We start from the raw sequence: 21,875 nt of genomic DNA, 5'->3' as shown, positions 1-21,875 counted from the left end.
AAAGAAAACTTCTGCAAAATGAAAAGTTCCCTTAGGGTTTTATGCCTGCTGATCGCATGCATATGCCTGTTTCAACCTCAGCAAACCAAAGCCCAAAGCGGTATGGGCGGCATTAATTATCAAGCGGTAGTTCGTAATGCAAATGGTACCGCAGTTCCTAACCAGCCGATAAAGATACGTTTCTCCGTATTGGACAACTCTCCCGGTGGCCAGGTCCAATACCAGGAAACACACGATTTAATAACGAATCAACTGGGCTTATTTACGACGCAGATTGGTACCGGAACCCCTACCAATGGCTCTTTTGCAGCTATTCCCTGGGCAAACACCAACCAATACCTGCGGGTAGAGGTGGCCATCAATGGTGGCAGTTACAGCGAATTGGGTACTGCCCAGTTATTTGCGGTGCCTTATGCCCTGTATGCCGCCAACGCGGGGACTCCCGGACCCCGGGGCCTGCAGGGAGTGCAAGGGCCGGCGGGCCCGGCGGGACCTAAAGGCGATGCAGGACCAGCAGGTGTTGCAGGGCCGGCGGGACCAGCGGGACCTAAAGGAGATCCAGGACCAGCAGGTGTTGCAGGGCCGGCGGGACCAGCGGGACCTAAAGGAGATCCAGGACCAGCAGGTGTTGCGGGACCGGCGGGGCTTAAAGGTGATCCAGGACCTAAAGGTGATCCTGGCCCGCAAGGCATCACCGGCCTTACCGGCCCCCAAGGCCTCAAAGGCGATAAAGGAGATAAAGGAGATAAAGGAGATAAAGGCGACACAGGCCCCGCTGGCATCACCGGCCCCACAGGCCCGAAAGGTGACCCCGGCATACAAGGCCCCGCAGGACCAGCCGGCCCCCAAGGCCCACAAGGCCCACAAGGCGAACAAGGCCTCACAGGCCCCCAAGGCATGATCGGCCTCACCGGCGCCACCGGCCCTCAAGGCCTCAAAGGCGATAAAGGAGATAAAGGCGACATAGGCCCCACCGGCATCACCGGCCCCGCAGGCCCCAAAGGTGACCCCGGCATACAAGGCCCCGCAGGACCAGCCGGCCCCCAAGGCCCCCAAGGCCCACAAGGCGAACAAGGCCTCACAGGCCCCCAAGGCATGATTGGCCTCACCGGCGCCACCGGCCCAACTGGCCCTCAAGGCCCGCAAGGTCTCAAAGGCGATGACGGCATCCAGGGACCAATGGGCCCCGCAGGACCAGCCGGACCTAAAGGCGACCAGGGCATCCCCGGCCCCGTTGGACTAACCGGCCCAATGGGACCAGCCGGACCCGCCGGGGCAACAGGCCCGCAAGGACCCGCAGGACCACAGGGACCCGTCGGCGCTACAGGAGCAATCGGACCGGCAGGACCTCAAGGACCAGTAGGGCCGGCAGGCAGCCTTACCGGCGCAGCCGGAGGCGACCTCACCGGTACCTACCCCAATCCGATGGTAGCCGGCATCCGCGGCATTAACGTCTCCCCAACCCCTCCTGTAAATGGCCAGGGACTGGTATTTAACGGCACTGACTGGATACCGGGAAACCTCACCGGCGATAACCTCGGTAACCACATTGCCACTACCAACATCCAGCTGCGCGGTTTTAAACTGACCAACCAGCCGGCTAATACAGGAATTAACCTGGACGACGTCGGAAAGCTCACCCTTTCCACTAATCCGGGAGGCCTCGGACCCGTTAACTCCACCTTCGTAGTGGACGATTACGGGGGCTTGTACGCAGCAGGGCAACTAGCCACCGGCAGCATCCCATCTGCCGCGCCGGGATGGAGAATGATGTGGTACCCCGGCAAAGCAAGTTTTCGTGCAGGCAAGGCCGTTACTAACGAATGGGACGACGCCCATACCGGGCTGTACTCCGTTGCCTTTGGCACCAACGTAACCGCCAGCGGTTTTGGCAGCCTGGCCGTAGGCGACGCCATCGTTTCCTCCGGCTACACCAGCATTGCGCTCGGCAGGGCCAATGAAGCCAGCGGCTCCGGCTCCGTTACCATCGGCACCAGGTGCTATGCTTCCAAATTGAGCGCAGTAGCCCTGGGCGATACAGTAGCAGCCGACGGCGATTATAGCATCGCAATAGGCCGGTACGCTAAAAACGCCGGTTATAGCGGCGCCATGGTGATGGGCGACAACTCAGGAACGGACGTAGTAGTGAATACGCAGGCCAACCAGTTTGTAGCCAGGTACGCAGGCGGGTACAGGTTTTACACCCAGGCAGGCCCCGCGGCAGTCGGCGCGGAACTGGTGCCAGGCAGCAGCTCCTGGAGCGCAGTATCCGACTCCACCAAAAAGGAAAAGTTCCTGGCGGCCGATGGAGAGGAATTCCTCCAAAAGCTCAGCCAGCTACGGCTCGGATCCTGGAACTACAAATCCTTTTCCCCGGCGGAATACCGGCACTACGGCCCGTTTGCACAGGAAATTTTCGCCGCGTTCGGAAAAGACAGGTACGGTAAAATTGGTTGCGACACCCTTATAAACAGTGGAGATATGGACGGCATTATGCTCATCATGCTGCAGGCGCTCAACAAACGCTGCGAAGCACTACAATCAGTCAACCAAAAACTGGTTTCTCAGGTAACGGATCTGGCTACACTGCGGAAAGAAAACGAAGAGCTGAAAGCCGCGCTGCGCAACATGGAAGCCCTGACGCAAAGGATCCTTCAACTGGAAGCCACTGTAAGATCAGGTGCAGGCGATCAACCAAAAACAACAGCATCCAATATCAATCAAACACACTAACAGTATCGCTATGAATGTATTTACACGTGCAGGTATTTGCATACTCTTCCTGATGAGTGTGTGCATTACTGTTGCTCATGCTCAACTTATCCTCAACAGGCAGGTGACTGCAACGGCGGGTGGTAGCGGCACAGCGGGTAATACGCGGATTCAGTACACCATCGGAGAACCCATGATCACGCTGATCACCGACGGCCGCGTGCTGCTCACCCAGGGCTTCCAGCAACCGGAAGAACTGCCGCCGGTTGACCCGGCCGCCAACGTGGTAAAAGGGTATATCGTATTCCCCAACCCCGCATCCACGAATCTGAAAGTCCAGCTGGACCTCCTCGCCGGCGCATTCGTCAACATTGAACTGATCAATACAGCCGGGCAGAGCATGTACCGGGAAGGTCAGTCGATGGGCGCCGGCAGAAACACAGTCGTCATCGCCGTCAACAGGTTCGCTGCCGGTATTTACCGCCTGAAGATCAAGGTAGGACCGCAGATCTTCTTTGAAAAAATCATTATTCAATAACATTCATCGCACTCAGATAAAAGCTACCATTATGCAAAAACAGTTCTATTTGATTTTGCTTGTGTGCATGCTGTATGCTCCATCAGTGCTGATGGCGCAAAAAAGTGGACAGCGGCCGCCCGACATCGGCGCCAGCTTTCTGCTGGTAAACCCCGATGCCCGAAGCAGCGGTACCGGTAATGCACCCACGGGATTGACCCCTGATGTAAACGCACTGTTTTCCAACGCTGCAAAAATTGTATTTGCCGGCGACTGGGGCGTAAGCGCCAATTACGCGCCCTGGATGTGGGAACTCAATAACAGTGAATCCAATATGGCTTACGTAGCCGCTTTCAAAAACTTTGGCCAGGAAAGCAACCAGGGCGTAGGCCTGTCCATGAAATACTTCAACTACGGAAGTATGACCTTCAGGGATGATAACGGCACCGTCCTGCAGGATTATAACCCCCGTGAATTTTCCATAGACGGTACCTATGCCCGGAAACTGGGCCAACGTACCTCCCTCTCCATCTCCCTGCGGTATATCCGCAGCCAGCTGGGGGAAGGAAACTATAACGGCCTGCAGCAAAAACCGGCATCCGCCGTCGGGGGCGACATCGGCTTCTACTACCAGAACACGGCCGATAACCTGGACTTCGGCAACCGTTACAGCTTTGGCGTCAGCATCACCAACATCGGCACCAAACTCTCCTACACGGACGATAAGGAGCGGAAAAGCTTTCTGCCCATGAACCTCCGGCTGGGCGGCGGTTACGCCTTTGTGAACACCGAGTACAACACCTTCACGCTGTCCGTGGAAGTAAACAAACTCCTCGTGCCCACCCCGCCTATTTATGCGCTGGATTCAAACGGTATGATGACCAATCAGATCCTCAAAGGAAAAGACCCTAACAGGGGCGTGGTGGAATCCATCTTCTCCTCCTTCGGGGATGCCCCGGACGGGTTCAGGGAAGAACTGCGGGAATTCACGATCGGCGCGGGCGTAGAGTACTCCTATAAACAGACATTATTCCTCCGCGCAGGCTACTTCTATGAGCATCCGAACAAAGGTTACCGGCAGCATTTTACAAGCGGCCTGGGTGTCAGGTTTTCCAATGTGGAACTGGACATGGCTTACCTCATCCCGACCGACGGCAGCCTGTACCAGAAAAAAACACTCATGTTCTCCCTACTCTATAACATCAACAAAGATCACTAGCAGGGATCATTGCTTTAATCAGTATTCAATTACTTGTTAAACCTCCATATAAAATATGAAAAGACGATTAAAACTACTCATCATTTGCTGCATCCTGGGCATGGCGGCCCATGCGCAGGAATCCAAGGAAGGCACTTCCTTGAGGCAGCGGCTGTTTCCTACCATGAAACAGGATATAGATGCTATCAACCAACATGCTAATGCGAACAACAAACAAGCTGTCACCACGCCCGACCGGCCTTCGAAGGACAGGATTTTCACCAATTACAAACCGGCCGGTACTACCAATAACGCAGCGGCAACCACGGCCAGGGCCAGTAAATCCAATGCCGGCAGCACGGCTTCGGACAAACCGGCCGCCCATAGCAACGATTCCATGCCAGCCAGACTCCAGGTTCCCAACCAGGGAGTGGAAGGAGGTAAGAAAAACTAAACTTTAAAAAAGCAGATTATGCTATTGAGAAACTTTATACTTATACTGTTCCTGATGGCCGTAGTCCACGAAGCCTCCGGCCAGACCAGCTTACAGCGCATCAACTACCAGGCTGTAGCCAGGAATACCAACGGTACTGTGCTGGCCAACACAGCGCTCAAAGTAAGGATCTCCGTACTGGGCGGCGCTGCAAACGGACCTGTACAATACCAGGAAACTCACGATGTAGTAAGTAACCAACTGGGACTCTTTACCCTGCAGATAGGCGGTGGTACGCCGGTGACGGGTACTTTCGCCGCCGTGCCATGGGCAAATGCCAATCAGTATATCCAGGTGGAAGCATCTGTCAACGGTAGCCCCTTCAGCGTACTGGGTACCAGCCAGCTGGCCAGCGTGCCATTTGCGTTATACGCGGCTAACAGTCAGCCCGGCCCTGCAGGACCGGCAGGACCTCAAGGTCCGGCAGGCCCCTCAGGACCAGCAGGCCCTCCGGGCGTACAAGGCCCGGTTGGACCAATCGGACCGGCAGGTGCAATAGGCCCCGTGGGACCGGCAGGACCAATCGGACCAGCGGGCCCCGTGGGACCCGTGGGACCAGCAGGACCACAGGGTGACCCGGGCCCTGAAGGCGCTATGGGCTTAACCGGACCGGTTGGACCGGCAGGCGCACCAGGACCACAGGGTCCCATAGGCCCATCAGGCCCTATGGGACCAGCAGGGCCAATCGGACCGGCAGGACCTGCGGGAGCTATCGGCCCTGTGGGACCAGCAGGACCTGCAGGCCCGGCGGGACCACAAGGCCCTGAAGGACCGGCAGGACCACAGGGGCCATCCGGATTATCCACCGGCCCGGCCTCCGGCGACCTTACCGGCAACTATCCCGGCCCGACGGTGGCAAAAATCCAGGGGGTAGCCGTGAGCGCAGTGGCGCCCACAGCCAACCAGTTCCTGCGATTCGACGGTATCCAGTGGCTACCGGCATCCATCGGTGGCGGCGGCGGTACCTTAACACTGCCTTTTGTGGCCGCTGAAAACAATGCCAGTACGCTGTTTTCCATTGCGAACAATGGCGATGGTACTTCCCTGGAAGGGATCAATAATACGACAACCGCCAATGCGGCAGCCGTGCGCGGCTTGATCACCAGCACCTCTCCCGGCGGCTTTTCATCCGCCATACGGGGTATCAATAATGGCACCGGCGGCCTCGGCATCGGCGTGTATGGCTCCCAGAACGGAAGCGGCTGGGGTATATACGGCACTACCCCGAACGGACTCGGGGTGTATGGCAACGCTACGGCAAATGGTATCGGCGTATATGCCAACAGCGCCACTGGTACAGGATTGACGGCCGTCAGCAACAATGGCATCGCCGCGTCTATTTCAATTTTCAACAATGCGAACAACAATAATGCGCTGGCAGTAAGCACTGTGGGTAACGGTACGGTGGTAAACGTGACCAGCTCCGGAAGCGGAGCCGGCGTAAGAAGCTCTACCACCTCCGGCTTTGGCGTACATGGTATTACCACGGCGCTTACTTCCGCAGGTGTGGTGGGGGATAATAACGGCGGTGGCGAGGCCGTCGTGGGCAGAACCACCAGCGACATTGCAGGCGCCGTAGTGGGCCGGAACGATGGCGGTGGTTATGGCGTTAGAGGTTTCGTTGCCACCAACAGCTCCAATACAGGTATTGGCGTATATGGCCAGGTTGGCCTGAACGGTAGTACCGGCCGGGCCGGACGTTTTGAAAACTTCAACAACATCAATACCGGCGCCAATGTAATGGAAGTGGTTACCAACGGTAACGGTAACATACCGGACAATACGCTGGGTAACGCAGGTTCCTTCCTGGTCGATAATACCAATAGTGTAGCCGCTGCCGTTAGGGCGGAAGTAAAGACCATATTCGGCAACTTCGGCGCTGCGGGCGTGTTTGGCGTATCCTCCGGAACAGGCGGCTTTGCAGGATTATTCCATTCTTCCAACACTTCCGGCAATGGCCCTGCATTGGTAGCCATTACTGATGGAAATGGCAATGCGATCACTGCCAATGCCAGCAAGGATGGAAATGCCGTGGAAGCCAACATTGACGGCGCCGGAAACGCCCTCTATGCGTGGGTGCCATCTTTTGCTACCGGTCGTGCCGGCCGTTTCGAGATATTCAATACGGCCAACCTCAGCGATGTTATCACCGTGAAAACAGTGGGTAACGGTATTGCCGGTAATTTTATGGTGGATAAGGTTACAGGCACCTCCCCTGCGGTAAGAGGGGAAGTGAACTCCCAGTTTGCCAATTTCGGAACAGCGGGTATATACGGCATATCTTCCGGTACGGGCGGATATGCAGGGCTGTTCCATGCTTCCAATCCGGCAGGTAATGGCCCCGCGCTGATCGCGATTGCGGACGGTAACGGTAACGCCATTACGGCCAGTGCATCCAACAATGGCGATGGTGTGGAAACCACTGCCGATGGTACCGGTAATGCATTATATGCCTGGGTGCCTAACTTTGGGCAGGGCCGCGCCGGACGCATGGTGAACTTCAATACGGCCAATACTAACCCGGTGCTGACCTTGGAGCAACGCAGCAACGGTAGCATTCTCGTTTTAAGATCAGGCAATCCTACGGTGAACGTGGCCAGGATCAACTCAGCCGGCCGGGGCTTCTTCAATGGCGGTACGCAGAACAGCGGTGCGGATGTGGCGGAATCCTTTGCCGTGAACGGTCATATTAATCAATACGAAGCCGGCGATGTACTGGTCATCTCCACTACTGCCGACCGTACGGTGGAAAGGTCCCAGGAGGCTTACTCCACCCTGGTAGCGGGCGTTTATGCGACCAAGCCGGGGGTACTGCTGACGGAAAGTGGCATCGACGATGATTTGTCGAACCAGGTGCCGATGGGCGTGGTAGGTGTGATTCCGACCAAGGTTTGCGATGAAGGCGGTGTGATCCACCGCGGGGATATCCTCGTTACTGCCAGCAGGCCGGATTACGCCATGAAAGCGGATATCAACAAGCTGAAACCGGGCCAGGCGCTCGGAAAAGCGCTCGAGGAGCTTACCGGCAAGGAAGGTAAGATCCGGGTGCTGGTGAATGTGAAATAATTTGTTAGTCGAGGAACTAAATGGTTAGAGGCCGGGGTTTTTACTCCGGCTTTTTTTATGGGGAGGGGGAAGAGATTTAATTTCGTTTTGCCGGCACGTCCCGGCTGTGGGGTATTTGCATAAGGGCGCTGCCGGTATTGACCGGGTTAGCGAAAGGCAATGAGGGCTCATTACCTTCAGGGGAATACGGGTTCGGAGATGCCGGCCGGCTTCATTTCATTCGCGACCTTGACCGGCAAAAAGTGCTGATTAGCCTCCCCGGAACGCTGGTGCTTCATTTGATTCGCGGCGTTGACCAGCAATAAGTGCTTATTGCGGTTCATGGATTGCCAGACTGCTTCATTTCATTCCCGGGTATTGACCAGCAATAAGAGCTGATCCCCGGTTCATGAATGCCTGCCTGCTCCATCTCATTCCCCGGGTATTGACCAGCAATAAGAGCTGATCCCGGTTCATGAATGCCTGCCTGCTCCATCTCATTCCCGGGTATTGACCAGGTAATCCAGGCAGTAAGCACCCACTCCCCCCACCGGCCCCGGTCCATGGAAGCGCTCCCGCTTCATTTCATTACCGCATTCCCAAACATAAAAAGGCGAACAGTTCCGATAACAGAACTGTTCGCCAAATATATTGAGTTTGCCGGTTAGGGCATTTACTATACTCTGAAGTGAGAGAAAGCTTTGTTAGCTTCAGCCATACGGTGAGTATCTTCTTTCTTTTTGAAAGCTGCACCTTCACCTTTGCTTGCTGCTACGATTTCATTCGCCAGCTTGTCAGCCATGCTCTTACCATTTCTCTCGCTAGCGTAACGAACTAACCATTTGATGCTCAGAGATACTTTTCTGTCAGGACGAACCTCAGAAGGAATCTGGAAGGTAGCACCACCGATACGGCGGCTTCTAACTTCAACAGCAGGAGTAACGTTTGTCAGTGCCTTTCTCCAAACCTCGTAACCGTTTTCGCCGGTCATTTGGCTCACTTTATCCACAGCATCGTAGAAAATTTTATAGGCAATGCTCTTTTTTCCTTGCTCCATAACATTATTAACAAAGCGGGTAACCAGCTTGTCATTAAATCTTGGATCTGGAGCCAGAGGCAATTTCTTTGCAGCTTGCTTTCTCATTTATTGAAAATTACTACTATTATTAATTATTATTTTTTAGCCTTTTCCTTTTTAGTACCATATTTGGAACGGCTCTGCTTTCTGTCTTTCACACCAGCAGTATCCAGGGAACCGCGAACGATGTGATAACGAACACCTGGTAAGTCTTTTACCCTTCCACCACGGATCAGTACGATAGAGTGCTCCTGCAGGTTATGACCTTCACCAGGGATGTATGCAATCACCTCAACTTTATTGGTCAAACGCACTTTCGCTACTTTACGCAATGCGGAGTTAGGTTTTTTAGGCGTAGTTGTGTACACACGGGTACAAACGCCACGGCGCTGAGGGCAGCTATCTAATGCCCTGGACTTGGACTTAGCCCGGATAATTTCTCTTCCTTTTCTTACTAATTGTTGTATAGTAGGCATTCTTTACCTAGTTTTTTATGTCGGTTTACTAAGACGGCCAAATTTCCCGTATGGGATTTTGGGACGGCAAAGGTAAAACTATATGTGTGAATAACAAAATTGTTTCGAAATTTTTTTGTCACACCACAGGTGCAACTACCCCGGAAGTGGCTTTGGTTCCTTAGGTAATTGATACGCTTACCTGTAACCGGAACGCAAAGGTATGATTTCTCCCGAAATCTACCATAAAAAAAATCACCTCCCGTCAAAAAAAGAACTTATGCCATCTGCCGGCATAAGTTCTCTTATTATTAATTATATAACAAGCTGATTACTGGCCTACTATGTAATTCCAGTGGCGGGTATCCGGCGCCTTGCCGGTACGGATGCCGTCCAGCCGGCGGATCACTTCCGCGCCTACTTCATATTTATTGGTATCCAGTTTCAGGTGATTATCCTTGTAATCCAGCTGCTCTACGTAAGCTACGCTGGCGGCAGTTCCGGTGCCAAATACCTCGCGCAGGCTGCCATTATTATATGCCTCCACGATCTCGTCAATGGAAATAGGCCTTTCTTCCACCGTCAGCCCCATATCCCTCAGCACATCCATCACACTGTTACGGGTAACGCCTTCCAGGATGGTGCCCTGGGTCAGGTCCGGCGTAATGGCGGTATTGCCGATAATGGCAAAAACGTTCATGGTACCGCATTCCTGCAGGTATTTATGCTCGTAACCATCTACCCAGAGGATCTGGTCGAAGCCCTGCTGGCGCGCCTGCTGGGTCGGATACATGGCGCCGCCGTAGTTACCGGCCGCCTTGGCATAACCTACCCCGCCAGGGAAAGCGCGTACATATTTGTCCTGCACCAATAATTTAATAGGCTTATTAAAATATGGGCCGGACGGAGAATTGATAATAGCAAACCGGTAGGTATCTGACGGACGCACCCCGATAAACTCATCCGCCGCAATCATAAACGGACGCAGGTACAGGGAGCAGCCTTCGCCGGTTGGCACCCAGTCGCGGTCCAGGTCGATCAGCATATCCATACCGCCGATGAACAACCATTCAGGTACAGCAGGCATGCCCATCCGCTCCGCGGAAAGATTGAAACGCTTATAGTTATCGTATGGGCGGAAGATCATCGGGTTGCCCTGAGGATCCTTGTACGCCTTAATACCCTCAAATATCGCCTGACCGTAGTGCCAGGCCGCATTGGAAGGACTCACTGAAAAGTTCTGAAAAGGGACAATCCTGGGATCGGTCCACTCTTTACCGTCAAAATCTGCCACCAGCATATGGTCGGCATACTTTTTACCAAATACCAGGTTGTTGAAATCTACCTCACCTATTCTGCTGTGCTCTGTTTTGGTGACCTTGATCTTCTTAACAGCTTCTTCCTTTACTGTTGATTTAGCTACCATCATGGTTAATCAATTTTATCTCAATATTTTTACACTTTCGTTGTGTGCAACATCCTGCCTGGAAAGGCACGACTGTGCAAATAAACTGATTTTTCCCCACGCGGGACCTTCATATAAAATATAATTATAATAACTATGGCGCTTGAAGAATTGCAACTGGACCCGTACTTTTTGGCGAAACTCTTTGCCCAGCCGATCATTCCCGGGAAATCAGGCGGAACTGCCAGCCCGCAAAAATCGATTCCTAAAGTCAAATTTTTAGGAGAAAATCAAAAAAACGTTGCGCTCTTCATACAAAACGAAAACGAACCCTATTTAAACGACGAATTATTCAACCTCCTCACCAATATATTAAATGCTTGTAAACTGGGAATGCAGGATGTAGCCCTTATTAACATCAGCTCCTACCCTGATCTCAGCTTTGCCGACTGGCAGCAGGCTATTAAAATAAACCAGGCCGTTGCATTTGGCATCGCACCCGGGCAACTGGCCATCGACGATCTGCCGAATTACCAGCTGTTCACCATCGGCGGCAGCGCCATCCTCTTTTCCGACGGCCTGCAGGTCATCGGCGCGGATAAGGCGTTGAAAGCAAGGCTGTGGGCAGGACTCAAACAATTACTGACGATATAGTTAACAGATGATGAAACTAATTTTTGCGACGAACAACGAGAATAAGGTCAGGGAATTTAAATCGCTGGTGGGTGACCAGTTCGAGATCGTCACCCTGCTGCAGGCGGGAATTGATGTGGACATTCCCGAGCCGCACGACACCCTGGAAGCCAATGCCCGGGAAAAATCCGTGACCATTCACCGGATGACCGGCGCCAACAGCTTCGGGGAAGATACCGGCCTCGAAATAGCCGCTCTGAACGGCGCGCCCGGTGTCCTTTCCGCCCGTTATGCCGGCGAGCATAAGAGTACCAATGACAATATCCGGCGGGTATTGGAGGAGATGGAAGGCAAAGCCGATAGATCGGCCCAATTCCGCACTGTCATCTCCCTCATATTAAATAATAAAGAATACCAATTCGAAGGAGTGTGTAAAGGTCGGATCACTACGGAGGTGAAAGGCAGCAAAGGCTTTGGGTATGACCCGATCTTCATCCCGGATGGCGCCGACAAGGTATTCGCGGAAATGGAACTCTCCGAGAAAAACCAGTATAGCCACCGCGCAAAAGCCTTTCAAAAATTCGTGGCATTCCTCAAGGACTTACAATAACACCTCCCTAAACCAGTATAATGGCAAGAATAAAAATTGATTTACCGGCCAGCTTTTCTTTCAGTACCCAAATTCCGGTACGCATCCAGGACGTGAATTACGGCGGGCATGTGGGTAACGACGCCCTGCTCAGCATCATGCACGAGTCCAGGCTGCAATACCTGCAATCCATCGGGTATAAGGAGCTGGACCTGGCCACCAACACGGGGCTGATCATGGCCGATGTTGCCATCGCATACAAAGGCGAGGCTTTCCACGGGGACATCCTCCTGGTGGAAGTAGCCGCCGGCGAGTTCAGCACTTTCGGCTTTGAACTGTTTTACCGCATCACCACCACCCGGGCCGAAAAAAACATTACCATTGCAGAAGGCAAAACCGGCATGGTTTGCTTTGATTACAATACGAGAAAAGTAGCGCGACTGACGCCCGAAATGAAGGCCAGTCTTGAAAAATAAAAACAGCAACTCATGATAGATACAACAACACCAGCCACCATTGTGGATAACATTATCAGCAGCCGCCGTAACATTAAGCCTACGAGCATGAACGGGAAAAAGATCCCGGACGAAACAGTACGTGAGCTGCTGCGCATGGCCGACTGGGCGCCGACCCACGGCTACACCGAACCCTGGTATTTCGTGATTTTCAGTGGCGAAAAAGTGCAGGAGTTTTGCACCGCCCACGCAGAAATGTATAAACAATATACACTTGCTGAAAAGTACATCGCAGGCAACTACGATAAGCTGAAAACCCAGGGCGACCTGGCTTCCCACGTGATTGCCATTACCATGAAAAGAGGTAACAAACCGAACATTCCCGTTGTGGAAGAAGTGGCATCCGTAGCCTGCGCTGTGCAAAATATGTGGCTGAGCGCCAATGCACGCGGTATTTCCGGCTACTGGGGCTCCGGCGGAATGACCTTCCACCCTGCCATGAAAGATTACCTGGGACTGGGCGAAGAAGACCAGGTTTTGGGCTTCTTCTACTTAGGCTATTCCGACGAGCCTGCGCCTGCGGGCAAACGCGTAAAGCCTGCGGAAGAGAAGTTTAAATGGATGTAACGGACGGCTGCAGCATTGCAGCATACTGATACAACCCGGGAAGGGCAGGACGTTTCATCCTGCCCTCCCCTTTTTTTACAGCAGGAATAATTGCGCTTCCTTGTTAAAGGATGCTATTTGTTCGTTGATCCAGTTTTGATCCTTTTTCAGTTCCTTCGCCATAATGTCGGCTACGGCCGGGGCTATACGAATTGCTTCCTTCGCATCGAGGAACAGCAGCCTTACCCGCCGTGCGAGGAAATCTTCAATATTCCGGGCCATTTCTTCCCTCACGGCCCAAACCACCTGCGATTTATTGATACTGTATGCCGGGCTCAGTGTTTCCCCGAGTTCCGGATGGCGGGCTTCCAGGTGTTTGATATGCTTTTCATCGCTGCCGTAAAAGTACCAGGGATCATCCCAGTTCACATGATCGGTGGAGCCGTGGATCTGTAAATGTCGTGTAGCGGTTTCCGTTGGTTTCCAAACCAGCGTTTGCTCCAGCTTTTCCACCACATCCTGGCCCATACGGCGGTAGGTCGTCCATTTACCGCCGATGATGGTAATGAGGCCGGATTTGGCGACAATTATCTTATGGCTGCGCGAAATTTCCTTGGTTTTATGGCCTTCCGCTTTGGCGGCGGCCAGTGGGCGGAGTCCGGCCCAAACGCTGAGTACATCGGACCTTTGGGGCGGGTGGGCCAGGTACTGATCAGCCGTAGCGAGGATGAAATTAATTTCTTCTTCCAGCGCGTGCGGTTCCAGCGTGATGTAATTCACCGGCGTATCCGTAGTGCCCACTACTACTTTGTTATGCCAGGGGACGGCGAACAGCACACGCCCGTCGCTGGTAGCGGGGATCATGAGCGCGTCGTGGCCGGGCAGGAATTTTTTATCCAGTACCACATGCACGCCCTGGCTGGCAGCGATGGATTTAGGAGCGGCGGGGTTATCCATTTCCAGGATATCGTCCGCAAAAACGCCGGTAGCATTAATAACGGCGCGGGTATTGAGATGGATATCAGCGCCTCCGTTTAGTGTATCCCCTACCGTTACCCCGGATATTTTACCCCTTTCATCCTTATGCAGCCGGGTGACTTTCATATAGTTGAGTACCGTTCCATTTTTATCCGCGATGGTTTGCGCGAGGTTGATGGCCAGGCGGCTGTCATCGAACTGCCCGTCGTGGTAAAGCACGCCGCCGGCCAGCTTTTCCGCCCTGAGGGTGGACAGGCGTTCCAGCGCTTCGGTTTTGGAGATATGTTTGGACCTGCCCAGGCTGAGCCGGCCGGCGAGCCAGTCGTACATCTTCAGCCCGATGGTATATTTCAGGTTTTCCCACCAGGAAAAGGTGGGGATGACGAAAGAGAGATTGCGGACCAGGTGGGGCGCATTGCGCGTGAGCAGCCCCCGTTCCACGCTGGCTTCGCGCACGAGGCTCACATCCCCCTGGGCCAGGTACCGGACCCCTCCATGTACCAGTTTGGTACTTTTGCTGGAAGTGGATTTGGCGAAATCGACCTGCTCCAGCAGAAGGGTGCGATAGCCCCGGGTAACGGCTTCCAGGGCGGCGCCCAGGCCCGTGGCGCCGCCACCGATGACAATGATATCCCATGGCTCCAGGTCAGTGCGCAGCGATGCGACAATTTCTTCTCTTTTCATATACTATTTATTTTCCAGCGGTCAGGCTACAGAAAGTAAACGGCCTAAAGGCTTAAATGTTTGGGACGGACAAAACTTTTGAGGGTTAAAAAGCGTTCCTGATAATATTACATATGTCCATTCAGGTTATTATACGTTGTAGATTTATTCACGTCCTGCTTTGCTGCTGGGCGTGTATGCAGTTGATGCCGGCGGCGGCGCAACGCAGGAAGGCAGTACCTATCAACACCCTGGCCCATGACACCCTGCGGCCGGCGGATAGCGCTACCATCAGCCGTAATTTGAAAAAACTGGCTGCCGACACCGGTAACGAGGCGCATATACGAAGATCAGACACGACGGTGTCGTTACTCATCAACCGGATAGAAACCTATACTTTGTTATTGAACCAGGAGATGAGCGCGCTGAAAAAGGGATTCGATACGGCCAACATCAGCGAGATGCTCCCCCTGGTAGACAGTTCGTTGTCGCTCATACGGCTCAACATAGAAGGGCTTTCCCGCACGCCGAACCTGAACGATATTCAGACGAACAAGATCATGCTGGAACAGCTGGAAAGGAAGCTGGAATCCTGGCAGTCCACCCTGTTTTCGTATTACGACCGCCTGGTGCAGATCAACGATACGATCCATTCCCTGCGGCGGGATACGGCCATGCGCAACATCCCTTCGGAGGACGAGTTGTACGGCTTTTATGTGGGCCAGCTCTCGAACCTCATTGTGAAGTTCCGGGCGGTAGACAGCGCCAACCGCGTGAACCTGATCAAAATCGGATTGCTGCAAAACAAGGTGGCGAACCGGTACATTGTTGTCAACGATCTGCTGGAAGACATGAACTACCGGCTACAGCAGTTTACCCGGCATATGTTCAACCGGGATTCCCGCTACATCTGGAAGCCGCATAAGGATAGTATCAATCCGCTGACCTTTTTACAGGTGGTGAAGATATCCCTGCATAAAAGCACCCGGGTGCTGGGGCTGTTCTTCTCCATACAATGGCCGGTATTTTTTATATGGCTGGTGATAGCGGTGCTATTTGGCTGGTGGACGTTCTACAACATACGCCGGGTGAGGTCCCGCCATGTGGAACAGGAATCCGAGGCGATACTGCTCCACTCCCGCTACCTCTACCGGTATCCCATTGCCAGCACGATACTTTTTATCAGTACCTTATCCACGGTATTATCCATCCGGTATCCGGTGCTGTACACGGAAATCACCTGGCTGATCAGCATGCTGGCCATGACCTATATGTTCCGCAACCAGTTGCCAAAGGCGTTGTACAAAAACTGGCTGCTGTTGATGGGGTTATTGTTCCTCTATTCGTTAAATAACCTGCTGGTGGAGATTACCTATGCGGAGCAATGGGGCATCCTGGTGGGGGCAGTGCTATCTATTATACTGGGTATGAGGTTATGGAGAGAAACAAGTATGTCCACCTATGCCGAGCCAAAGTACACAGGGCCATTGCTCGTACTCTATATGCTGACGGCGGCGTTTTCCCTGGTAATGGCCATCATTGCCCGGGTAAGCCTGGCGAAAATACTCGGCTCCAGCGCAGTAGTGAACCTGGTGATGGCGGTAAACCTCTACACGGTAACTACTATCCTGCTGGAAGCGGTGTACCTGCAGGTGGAAGCCAATAAAACGAGCAGCAGTTTCATTTCATTTGTGGACTACCAGGAAGTGCAGCATAAGCTCCGCACGCTGTTCACCGTAATGGCTTTCGCAGGATGGCTGGTGCTGGTGGCCCGCAATCTGTACTTGTACGATGCGGTGTACGACTCCCTCATGGACTTTTTATCCACCAGCAGAACACTGGGGAGCCTGGAGTTTACCTACAGTAGCATTATAGTTTTCGTGCTGGTGATCTGGGTGGCATTTATCATCTCCCAACTAATATCCTATTTATTTGGCACCTCGGGCCAACAGACCAGCGGCAAGAAGAACAGGCTGGGATCAGCCCTGCTGCTGATACGCCTGGCAATACTGGCCGGCGGTATATTACTGGCTTTCTCGGCTTCCGGCATCCCGATGGACAAGATCACCATTGTGATAGGCGCGCTGGGCGTGGGCATTGGTTTTGGCTTGCAGAACATTGTGAATAACCTGGTATCGGGCATCATCCTGGCTTTCGAGAAACCGATTGAGGTGGGCGATGTGATAGAACTGGGCGCCCGGTCCGGCGTGGTGAAGGAGATTGGCATCCGGTCCAGCAAGATCTCCGCCTATGACGGGTCGGAGGTGATTGTGCCCAATGGCGACCTGATATCCCAGCAGCTCATCAACTGGACGCTGACGAGCCGGAACCGCCGGGTGGACTTTACCGTGGGCGTGGCTTACGGCAGCGATGTGCAGCAGGTGAAGGACATTATCAACGGTGCGTTTACGGGCCGCAACGGGATACTTACGACGCCTGCGCCGGTGGTGTTATTGAGTCAGTTTGCGGACAACTCCATCAATTTCAAGGTGTTCTTTTGGATTTCGGAGCTGGGCGATGCGGGGCCGCTGCAAAGCGATGTCCTTGCTTACATCTACGAGGAGTTTAACCGGGCGGGTATAGAATTACCTTATCCACAGCGGGATTTACACATACGCAGTGTAGATGAATCGGTTATACGTAACTTTGAAAAACCAGATGAAAAGAGCTGACGGGAAAAAATTTTTAAAAAAGTTGAAAATTCATTTTGATTTTTCATTTAATAGCCGTTATCTTTGCACTCCCGTTTTGAGGGAAAGCAGCCATGGTTGCTGAAATACAAAACGATTTGGCGAGGTAGCTCAGGTGGTTAGAGCGTTGGATTCATAACCCAAAGGTCTCGGGTTCAACTCCCGATCTCGCTACGAAGAGAAAGGCTTTCAGGCAGATGCTTGAAAGCCTTTTTGTTTGGACAACTTGATGTCTTATTATTCTAATTACTTTAGTTAAAGGCAGCTACACCATACAAGCTCAGGAATCCGACTCAGAATGCTATAAGAACAGTCTTACAGGTTAGAAAATTTTTTCTGTTAAAGGCGGGATTATTAACTCCATCATACTCCAATAATGAAAACAATTATCACCCTAATAAAAACACTGCTGCTGAGCCACTTTCCCTCCGGCTCTGCTATCAACTACCATGACGGCCGGCTGTACATTATCGGCGATGATGCTAATGAATTGCTGATCCTGGATAATAATTATAACCATGTAACAGCCATCAAGGTCTTTAATTACAAAGACAAACGTATTCCCAAAGCGCAAAAGCCGGACCTGGAAACGTCTGTAATCCTTGACAAATCCGGACAGCAGCACCTATTGGCGCTTGGCTCTGCTGCTACAAAAGAGCGGGAAACAGCCATCTTATTTAACCTTCCGCCTGACAAACATAAACCCCATCAAATATCCTACACGCCATTTATTAACCGCTTAAAAGCACTACCGGAAATAAATATCGAAGGAGCTGCGGTTACAGGCAAATACTTTATCCTTAGTAATCGCGGCAATGAAACGAATCCCATCAATCATTTCATCATTACAACACCCGATTTTTTAGAACAGCAGGAAACTGCGCCTATCAATATTGTAAAACTGACTACTCCTGCGGTCATACAAGGATTTGCCGGGGTATCTGAGTTATGTTATGCTGAAAAAGAAGACATCCTGTTTATAACCCTTTCCAGGGAAGCTACCGGTAATGCCTATGATGATGGCGCCATTGGCGATAGCTATCTGGGCTGGATTTATGATATCAGCAAAAAAATAACTGATCCGGAGATCTCGCTTGACGGGGTGGTTAACCTCTCTGAATCAGACCTGGCATTTAAAGGGGAAAAAGTCGAAGGAGTTTGTATTTCCGGACGTTCGGACAACGGCTGGATACTGGATTTGGTAGCGGATAATGATAAGGGAGCAAGCAGACTTTTCCGGGTAAAAGTAGTGCTGGATAACTTTCCTAAAAAATAGCATTGTAATTTTTTATTTACCTTAACTCCGCAAAAAAATGACCCGATGTCTTTTCTCAATAACCTTTTTAAGAAAGAAGAACCCACCGAACCCACCCCGTTGCCCTGGATTGAAGCAAATCAGAATCCCTGGGGAATAAGACTCTTAGATTTACGCCCTGTTACCAAAGCGATGCTCGCGACCTCCAAAGATCCGCAGTGCGCAAGCAATGCCATTTCATATAATGGAGAAGATGGGACCACATTTGTTAATCAGGAGCCAGCTGACAACACTGTAATTACTACCGACATTATTATTCCTATTGACAAGATGTTAGCGCCTGGCGTCCTGTTCATGCCGGAAACAATGGAGCATAAATGGGCTATCTATTTTCATAATGATACCCTGATCTTTGTAAGAAGCTGGTTACGGCAAGTAATGGTGACTGCCAAAACCAGGCAAGTTGAAAACAAGCTGGTTATTGAATCTGTTAAGGGGAAATTCCTGAATAATGAGAGCCCGGCGCTAACCAGAAATATTTTAAAATTCCTTTTGGCCAGTTACGCTATCGGTGAGGTGATCCCTGCTCCAATAGTGGCAGCATTAGCTATTAAGCCCCAGGATGCAGCATTATGGGCATTTTCTACCTATGGTAACAAGGCTGACGTTGGTGTCTTTGATGAAAACTTTGATCCAGCCATCAAGGGACCTCTCCGGTCCCACTCGCTCCTGCATTTAGCGGTTGCTCAAGGCAATATGGCCGAAATCGAAAAACAGTTTAATGCCGGCATAAGCCTGGAATTAATGGCCGCGGATGGCCTGACACCGTTACATTGGTCGATAGGATCAGGTGGAATCCAGGTGATGAAAAAACTTTTAGCGCTGGGTGCAAAGCCAGACGCAAGGTCAGAAGAGGGCGCTACCCCTTTGATGAATGCGGTGCAGTCCAATGCAATAGCGCATCTCCATTTACTGTTGCAATCCGGCGCTGATCCCAATGCGGTGGATAACCGAGGGTTTACATCGCTGCACAGGGCCGCTGAAATGGGCCATATTGAAATCGTTACGATCTTGCTGGAGCATGGCGCTGACAAGCATGTTTCGGCTCATGGCTATACTGCTTTGGCTTTGGCGGAGGCAAGAGGGCATGAAGAGATTGTGAAGCTGTTGCGGTAATAACAGTGATTTTGGCAGGATGTACGACCTATTGAATGGAATCAACTTATTCCTCCTTCAACACATAGCTCGTACTCCTGCCTCCCGCCTCCTCCTTCACCAATAACCCTCTCTCTATCAAATCCTGTATATCCCTGACAGCAGTATCCTGCGAAGTTTTAGTAATAACGGCCCACTTCGAAGAAGTCAACTTACCGTGGAACCCATCCAGCAGTTTATTCAGCATTAATTTCTGACGGTCGTTTATAGACTGCGCATTAGGATAATCCCAGAATCTGGCTTTTCGAATTACAGCTGCCAGGATTTTACCGGAACCACTCACAGCACGATCCAGGCAGGATAAAAACCATATTAACCAGTCCGTTATATCTAGGGAATCTTTCTGCGTTTTTTCCAAAATATGGTAATAATCCTTTCGTTCAATCCTGATTTGTGCGGACATGCTATAAAAACGCTGCGGGCTTTTGTCCGCACGGGCTAGCTGCATATCGGTGATAGCCCGGGCTATGCGTCCGTTCCCGTCATCGAATGGATGCAGTGTTACAAACCATAAGTGAGCGATTGCTGCTTTTATTACAGGATCCAGGGATTCATCACTGTTAAACCAGGATAAAAAACGATCCATCTCCTTCTGCAGGGTCGCTGAATCCGGCGCCTGAAAATGCACTTTCTCCCTGCCCATGCCACCAGATACCACCTGCATGGGATCATCCTTTGTATTATCCCGCCAGGAGCCAACAACAATTTTGTGGATACCGCTGTAACCAGTGGGGAATAAAGACGCATGCCAGCCGAAAAGCCGTTGCTCTCCTAATGGTTTATCGTAATGTTGCGTTGCATCCAACATCATTTCTACGACTCCTTCTACGTCCCTGTCGGCGGGAACAAGGCCGCCTATCTCTATTCCAAGACGTCTTGCAATGGAAGAACGCACCTGATCTGCATCCAGTATCTCGCCTTCAATTTCACTGGATTTAAGCACGTCAGCGGTTAATGTTAGCAACAAGGCTTCCTCTTGTAATGGAAATCCGAGGCTTTCCATTTGACCCAGCAACCTTCCTTGTTTATGACGTACCTCTCCCAGCAGCGGACTAATCATCTCGCTATTCCATTGAAAATGCGGCCAGTCTTTTAGCTGATAAATATACATTCTACGCAATTTATGCGTCGAATATAACTAATTTTCTCCGCAAAAACTTCTATTCCCCGCAACAAATGCGTTAATTAGCCTCATTTTTGTAACTTCGTTGCAAAAATTCCACCATGCCCAACCACACCCCCGAATTCTGGGAATCCGCCTTCTCCCAAAAACACGAAATGTGGGGCCTCCAACCCGCGCACTCCGCCATCCTTACCAAAGACCTTTTCATACAAAACGGCGTAAAATCCGTCCTCATCCCCGGCATTGGATACGGCCGCAACGCCCAGCCCTTCCTCGAAAACGGCATGCAGGTAACCGGCATCGAAATTTCACAAACCGCCATCGAGATGGCCCGCAAGCACTACAGTCCGGATATAAAAATTTACCACGGCTCAGTTACTGACATGCCGTTTGATACCGATAAATACGATGGCATCTTTTGCTACGCCCTCATTCATCTCCTCGATGAAAATGAAAGAAAAAAACTGATCAGCGATTGCTACAACCAGCTGCAGCCAGGCGGGTACATGGTATTCACCATGATCACCAAAGCAGCGCATACCTACGGCCAGGGCCAATACATCAGCAAAGACCGGTATGGAATGTTCGGCGGAGTCAACATGTACTTCTACGATAGAGAGGCAGTAACAGCGGAATTTGGCCCATTTGGTTTAATGGAGATAAGGGACGTAACCGAAAGCTTTCCCTTTTATTGGGTGGCATGTCAAAAATAGCATAAGGAGCCGTTCGATAATATTCGGCTCCGTCCGGACTTTCATGACAGCA

General features: G+C 51.8%; 18 protein-coding genes and 1 tRNA gene. 14 read left to right on the top strand and 5 right to left on the bottom strand.

From position 1 onward, the window contains the following. Positions 1 to 18: 18 nt before the first annotated feature. The 5 genes from BOC67_RS20535 to BOC67_RS20515 are packed head-to-tail and all read left to right on the top strand — an operon-like array spanning position 19 to position 7,986. On the top strand, positions 19 to 2,733 hold the full coding sequence (locus BOC67_RS20535) for a tail fiber domain-containing protein (protein WP_291913074.1): 2,715 nt from the start codon (positions 19 to 21) through the stop codon (positions 2,731 to 2,733). Positions 2,734 to 2,743: 10 nt separating this feature from the next. Continuing rightward, on the top strand, positions 2,744 to 3,250 hold the full coding sequence (locus tag BOC67_RS20530; RefSeq protein ID WP_291913072.1) for a T9SS type A sorting domain-containing protein: 507 nt from the start codon (positions 2,744 to 2,746) through the stop codon (positions 3,248 to 3,250). 31 nt (positions 3,251 to 3,281) lie between these two features. Continuing rightward, positions 3,282 to 4,448 carry a type IX secretion system outer membrane channel protein PorV gene (porV, locus tag BOC67_RS20525; RefSeq protein WP_291913070.1) on the top strand — a complete coding sequence of 389 codons (1,167 nt, stop codon included), beginning with the start codon at positions 3,282 to 3,284 and terminating at the stop codon, positions 4,446 to 4,448. Between the two features lie 55 nt (positions 4,449 to 4,503). Beyond that, positions 4,504 to 4,881, top strand: coding sequence for a hypothetical protein (locus BOC67_RS20520; protein WP_291913067.1), 378 nt, complete (start codon positions 4,504 to 4,506; stop codon positions 4,879 to 4,881). A gap of 18 nt (positions 4,882 to 4,899) precedes the next feature. Continuing rightward, positions 4,900 to 7,986, top strand: coding sequence for a hypothetical protein (locus tag BOC67_RS20515; protein WP_291913065.1), 3,087 nt, complete (start codon positions 4,900 to 4,902; stop codon positions 7,984 to 7,986). 655 nt (positions 7,987 to 8,641) lie between these two features. On the opposite strand, the gene rpsG is transcribed toward BOC67_RS20515, so the two are convergent. The 3 genes from rpsG to BOC67_RS20500 form a co-directional block, all read right to left on the bottom strand. Continuing rightward, entirely contained in the window at positions 8,642 to 9,109 is a 468-nt protein-coding gene (gene rpsG / locus BOC67_RS20510; RefSeq protein ID WP_291913062.1) for a 30S ribosomal protein S7, read from the bottom strand. A gap of 29 nt (positions 9,110 to 9,138) precedes the next feature. Then, positions 9,139 to 9,519, bottom strand: a complete 381-nt coding sequence (gene rpsL / locus BOC67_RS20505; RefSeq protein ID WP_012789278.1) for a 30S ribosomal protein S12 — start codon at positions 9,517 to 9,519, stop codon at positions 9,139 to 9,141. Between the two features lie 310 nt (positions 9,520 to 9,829). Beyond that, positions 9,830 to 10,927, bottom strand: coding sequence for a branched-chain amino acid aminotransferase (locus BOC67_RS20500; RefSeq protein WP_291913012.1), 1,098 nt, complete (start codon positions 10,925 to 10,927; stop codon positions 9,830 to 9,832). A 132-nt stretch (positions 10,928 to 11,059) separates the two neighbouring features. Between BOC67_RS20500 and BOC67_RS20495 the strand changes: the two genes are divergently transcribed. From BOC67_RS20495 to BOC67_RS20480, 4 genes are read left to right on the top strand one after another with little or no spacing between them, the layout of a single operon-like run. After that, positions 11,060 to 11,557 carry a hypothetical protein gene (locus BOC67_RS20495; protein WP_291913009.1) on the top strand — a complete coding sequence of 166 codons (498 nt, stop codon included), beginning with the start codon at positions 11,060 to 11,062 and terminating at the stop codon, positions 11,555 to 11,557. Positions 11,558 to 11,564: 7 nt separating this feature from the next. Next, entirely contained in the window at positions 11,565 to 12,146 is a 582-nt protein-coding gene (gene rdgB, locus BOC67_RS20490) for an RdgB/HAM1 family non-canonical purine NTP pyrophosphatase (RefSeq protein ID WP_291913005.1), read from the top strand. Between the two features lie 20 nt (positions 12,147 to 12,166). Beyond that, the gene (locus BOC67_RS20485) at positions 12,167 to 12,601 is read left to right on the top strand and encodes a thioesterase family protein (protein ID WP_291913002.1); all 435 of its coding nucleotides are present in this window, start codon (positions 12,167 to 12,169) and stop codon (positions 12,599 to 12,601) included. Positions 12,602 to 12,613: 12 nt separating this feature from the next. Further along, positions 12,614 to 13,207 (top strand): nitroreductase, encoded by a 594-nt coding sequence (locus BOC67_RS20480; protein ID WP_291912999.1) that lies wholly within the window; start codon positions 12,614 to 12,616, stop codon positions 13,205 to 13,207. A 75-nt stretch (positions 13,208 to 13,282) separates the two neighbouring features. Here BOC67_RS20480 and BOC67_RS20475 read toward each other — a convergent pair whose 3' ends face one another. Then, a complete protein-coding gene (locus BOC67_RS20475) occupies positions 13,283 to 14,848 on the bottom strand; it encodes a glycerol-3-phosphate dehydrogenase/oxidase (protein WP_291912996.1) in 1,566 nt (521 codons plus the stop codon). A gap of 113 nt (positions 14,849 to 14,961) precedes the next feature. Here BOC67_RS20475 and BOC67_RS20470 point away from each other — a divergent pair, with 113 nt between their 5' ends. The 4 genes from BOC67_RS20470 (at position 14,962) to BOC67_RS20455 (ending at position 19,948) form a co-directional block, all read left to right on the top strand. Continuing rightward, entirely contained in the window at positions 14,962 to 17,499 is a 2,538-nt protein-coding gene (locus tag BOC67_RS20470) for a mechanosensitive ion channel domain-containing protein (RefSeq protein ID WP_291912992.1), read from the top strand. A gap of 118 nt (positions 17,500 to 17,617) precedes the next feature. Next, positions 17,618 to 17,691: transfer RNA gene (locus BOC67_RS20465), tRNA-Met, on the top strand. 202 nt (positions 17,692 to 17,893) lie between these two features. Then, positions 17,894 to 18,793: a hypothetical protein gene (locus tag BOC67_RS20460; RefSeq protein ID WP_291912988.1), complete on the top strand. Its 900-nt coding sequence runs from the start codon at positions 17,894 to 17,896 to the stop codon at positions 18,791 to 18,793. A gap of 45 nt (positions 18,794 to 18,838) precedes the next feature. Then, complete coding sequence (locus BOC67_RS20455; protein WP_291912986.1) at positions 18,839 to 19,948, top strand: ankyrin repeat domain-containing protein; 1,110 nt, start codon at positions 18,839 to 18,841, stop codon at positions 19,946 to 19,948. Between the two features lie 46 nt (positions 19,949 to 19,994). Here the strand turns inward: BOC67_RS20455 and BOC67_RS20450 are convergent, their stop codons facing one another. Further along, positions 19,995 to 21,098, bottom strand: coding sequence for a Fic family protein (locus tag BOC67_RS20450; RefSeq protein WP_291912983.1), 1,104 nt, complete (start codon positions 21,096 to 21,098; stop codon positions 19,995 to 19,997). 113 nt (positions 21,099 to 21,211) lie between these two features. Here BOC67_RS20450 and BOC67_RS20445 point away from each other — a divergent pair, with 113 nt between their 5' ends. After that, positions 21,212 to 21,823 (top strand): bifunctional 2-polyprenyl-6-hydroxyphenol methylase/3-demethylubiquinol 3-O-methyltransferase UbiG, encoded by a 612-nt coding sequence (locus tag BOC67_RS20445; RefSeq protein ID WP_291912982.1) that lies wholly within the window; start codon positions 21,212 to 21,214, stop codon positions 21,821 to 21,823. Positions 21,824 to 21,875: the final 52 nt, after the last annotated feature.

The sequence above is a fragment of the Chitinophaga sp. CB10 genome (assembly GCA_001870995.2).
GTDB lineage: Bacteria > Bacteroidota > Bacteroidia > Chitinophagales > Chitinophagaceae > Chitinophaga.
This window is presented reverse-complemented; position numbering and strand designations above follow the sequence as displayed.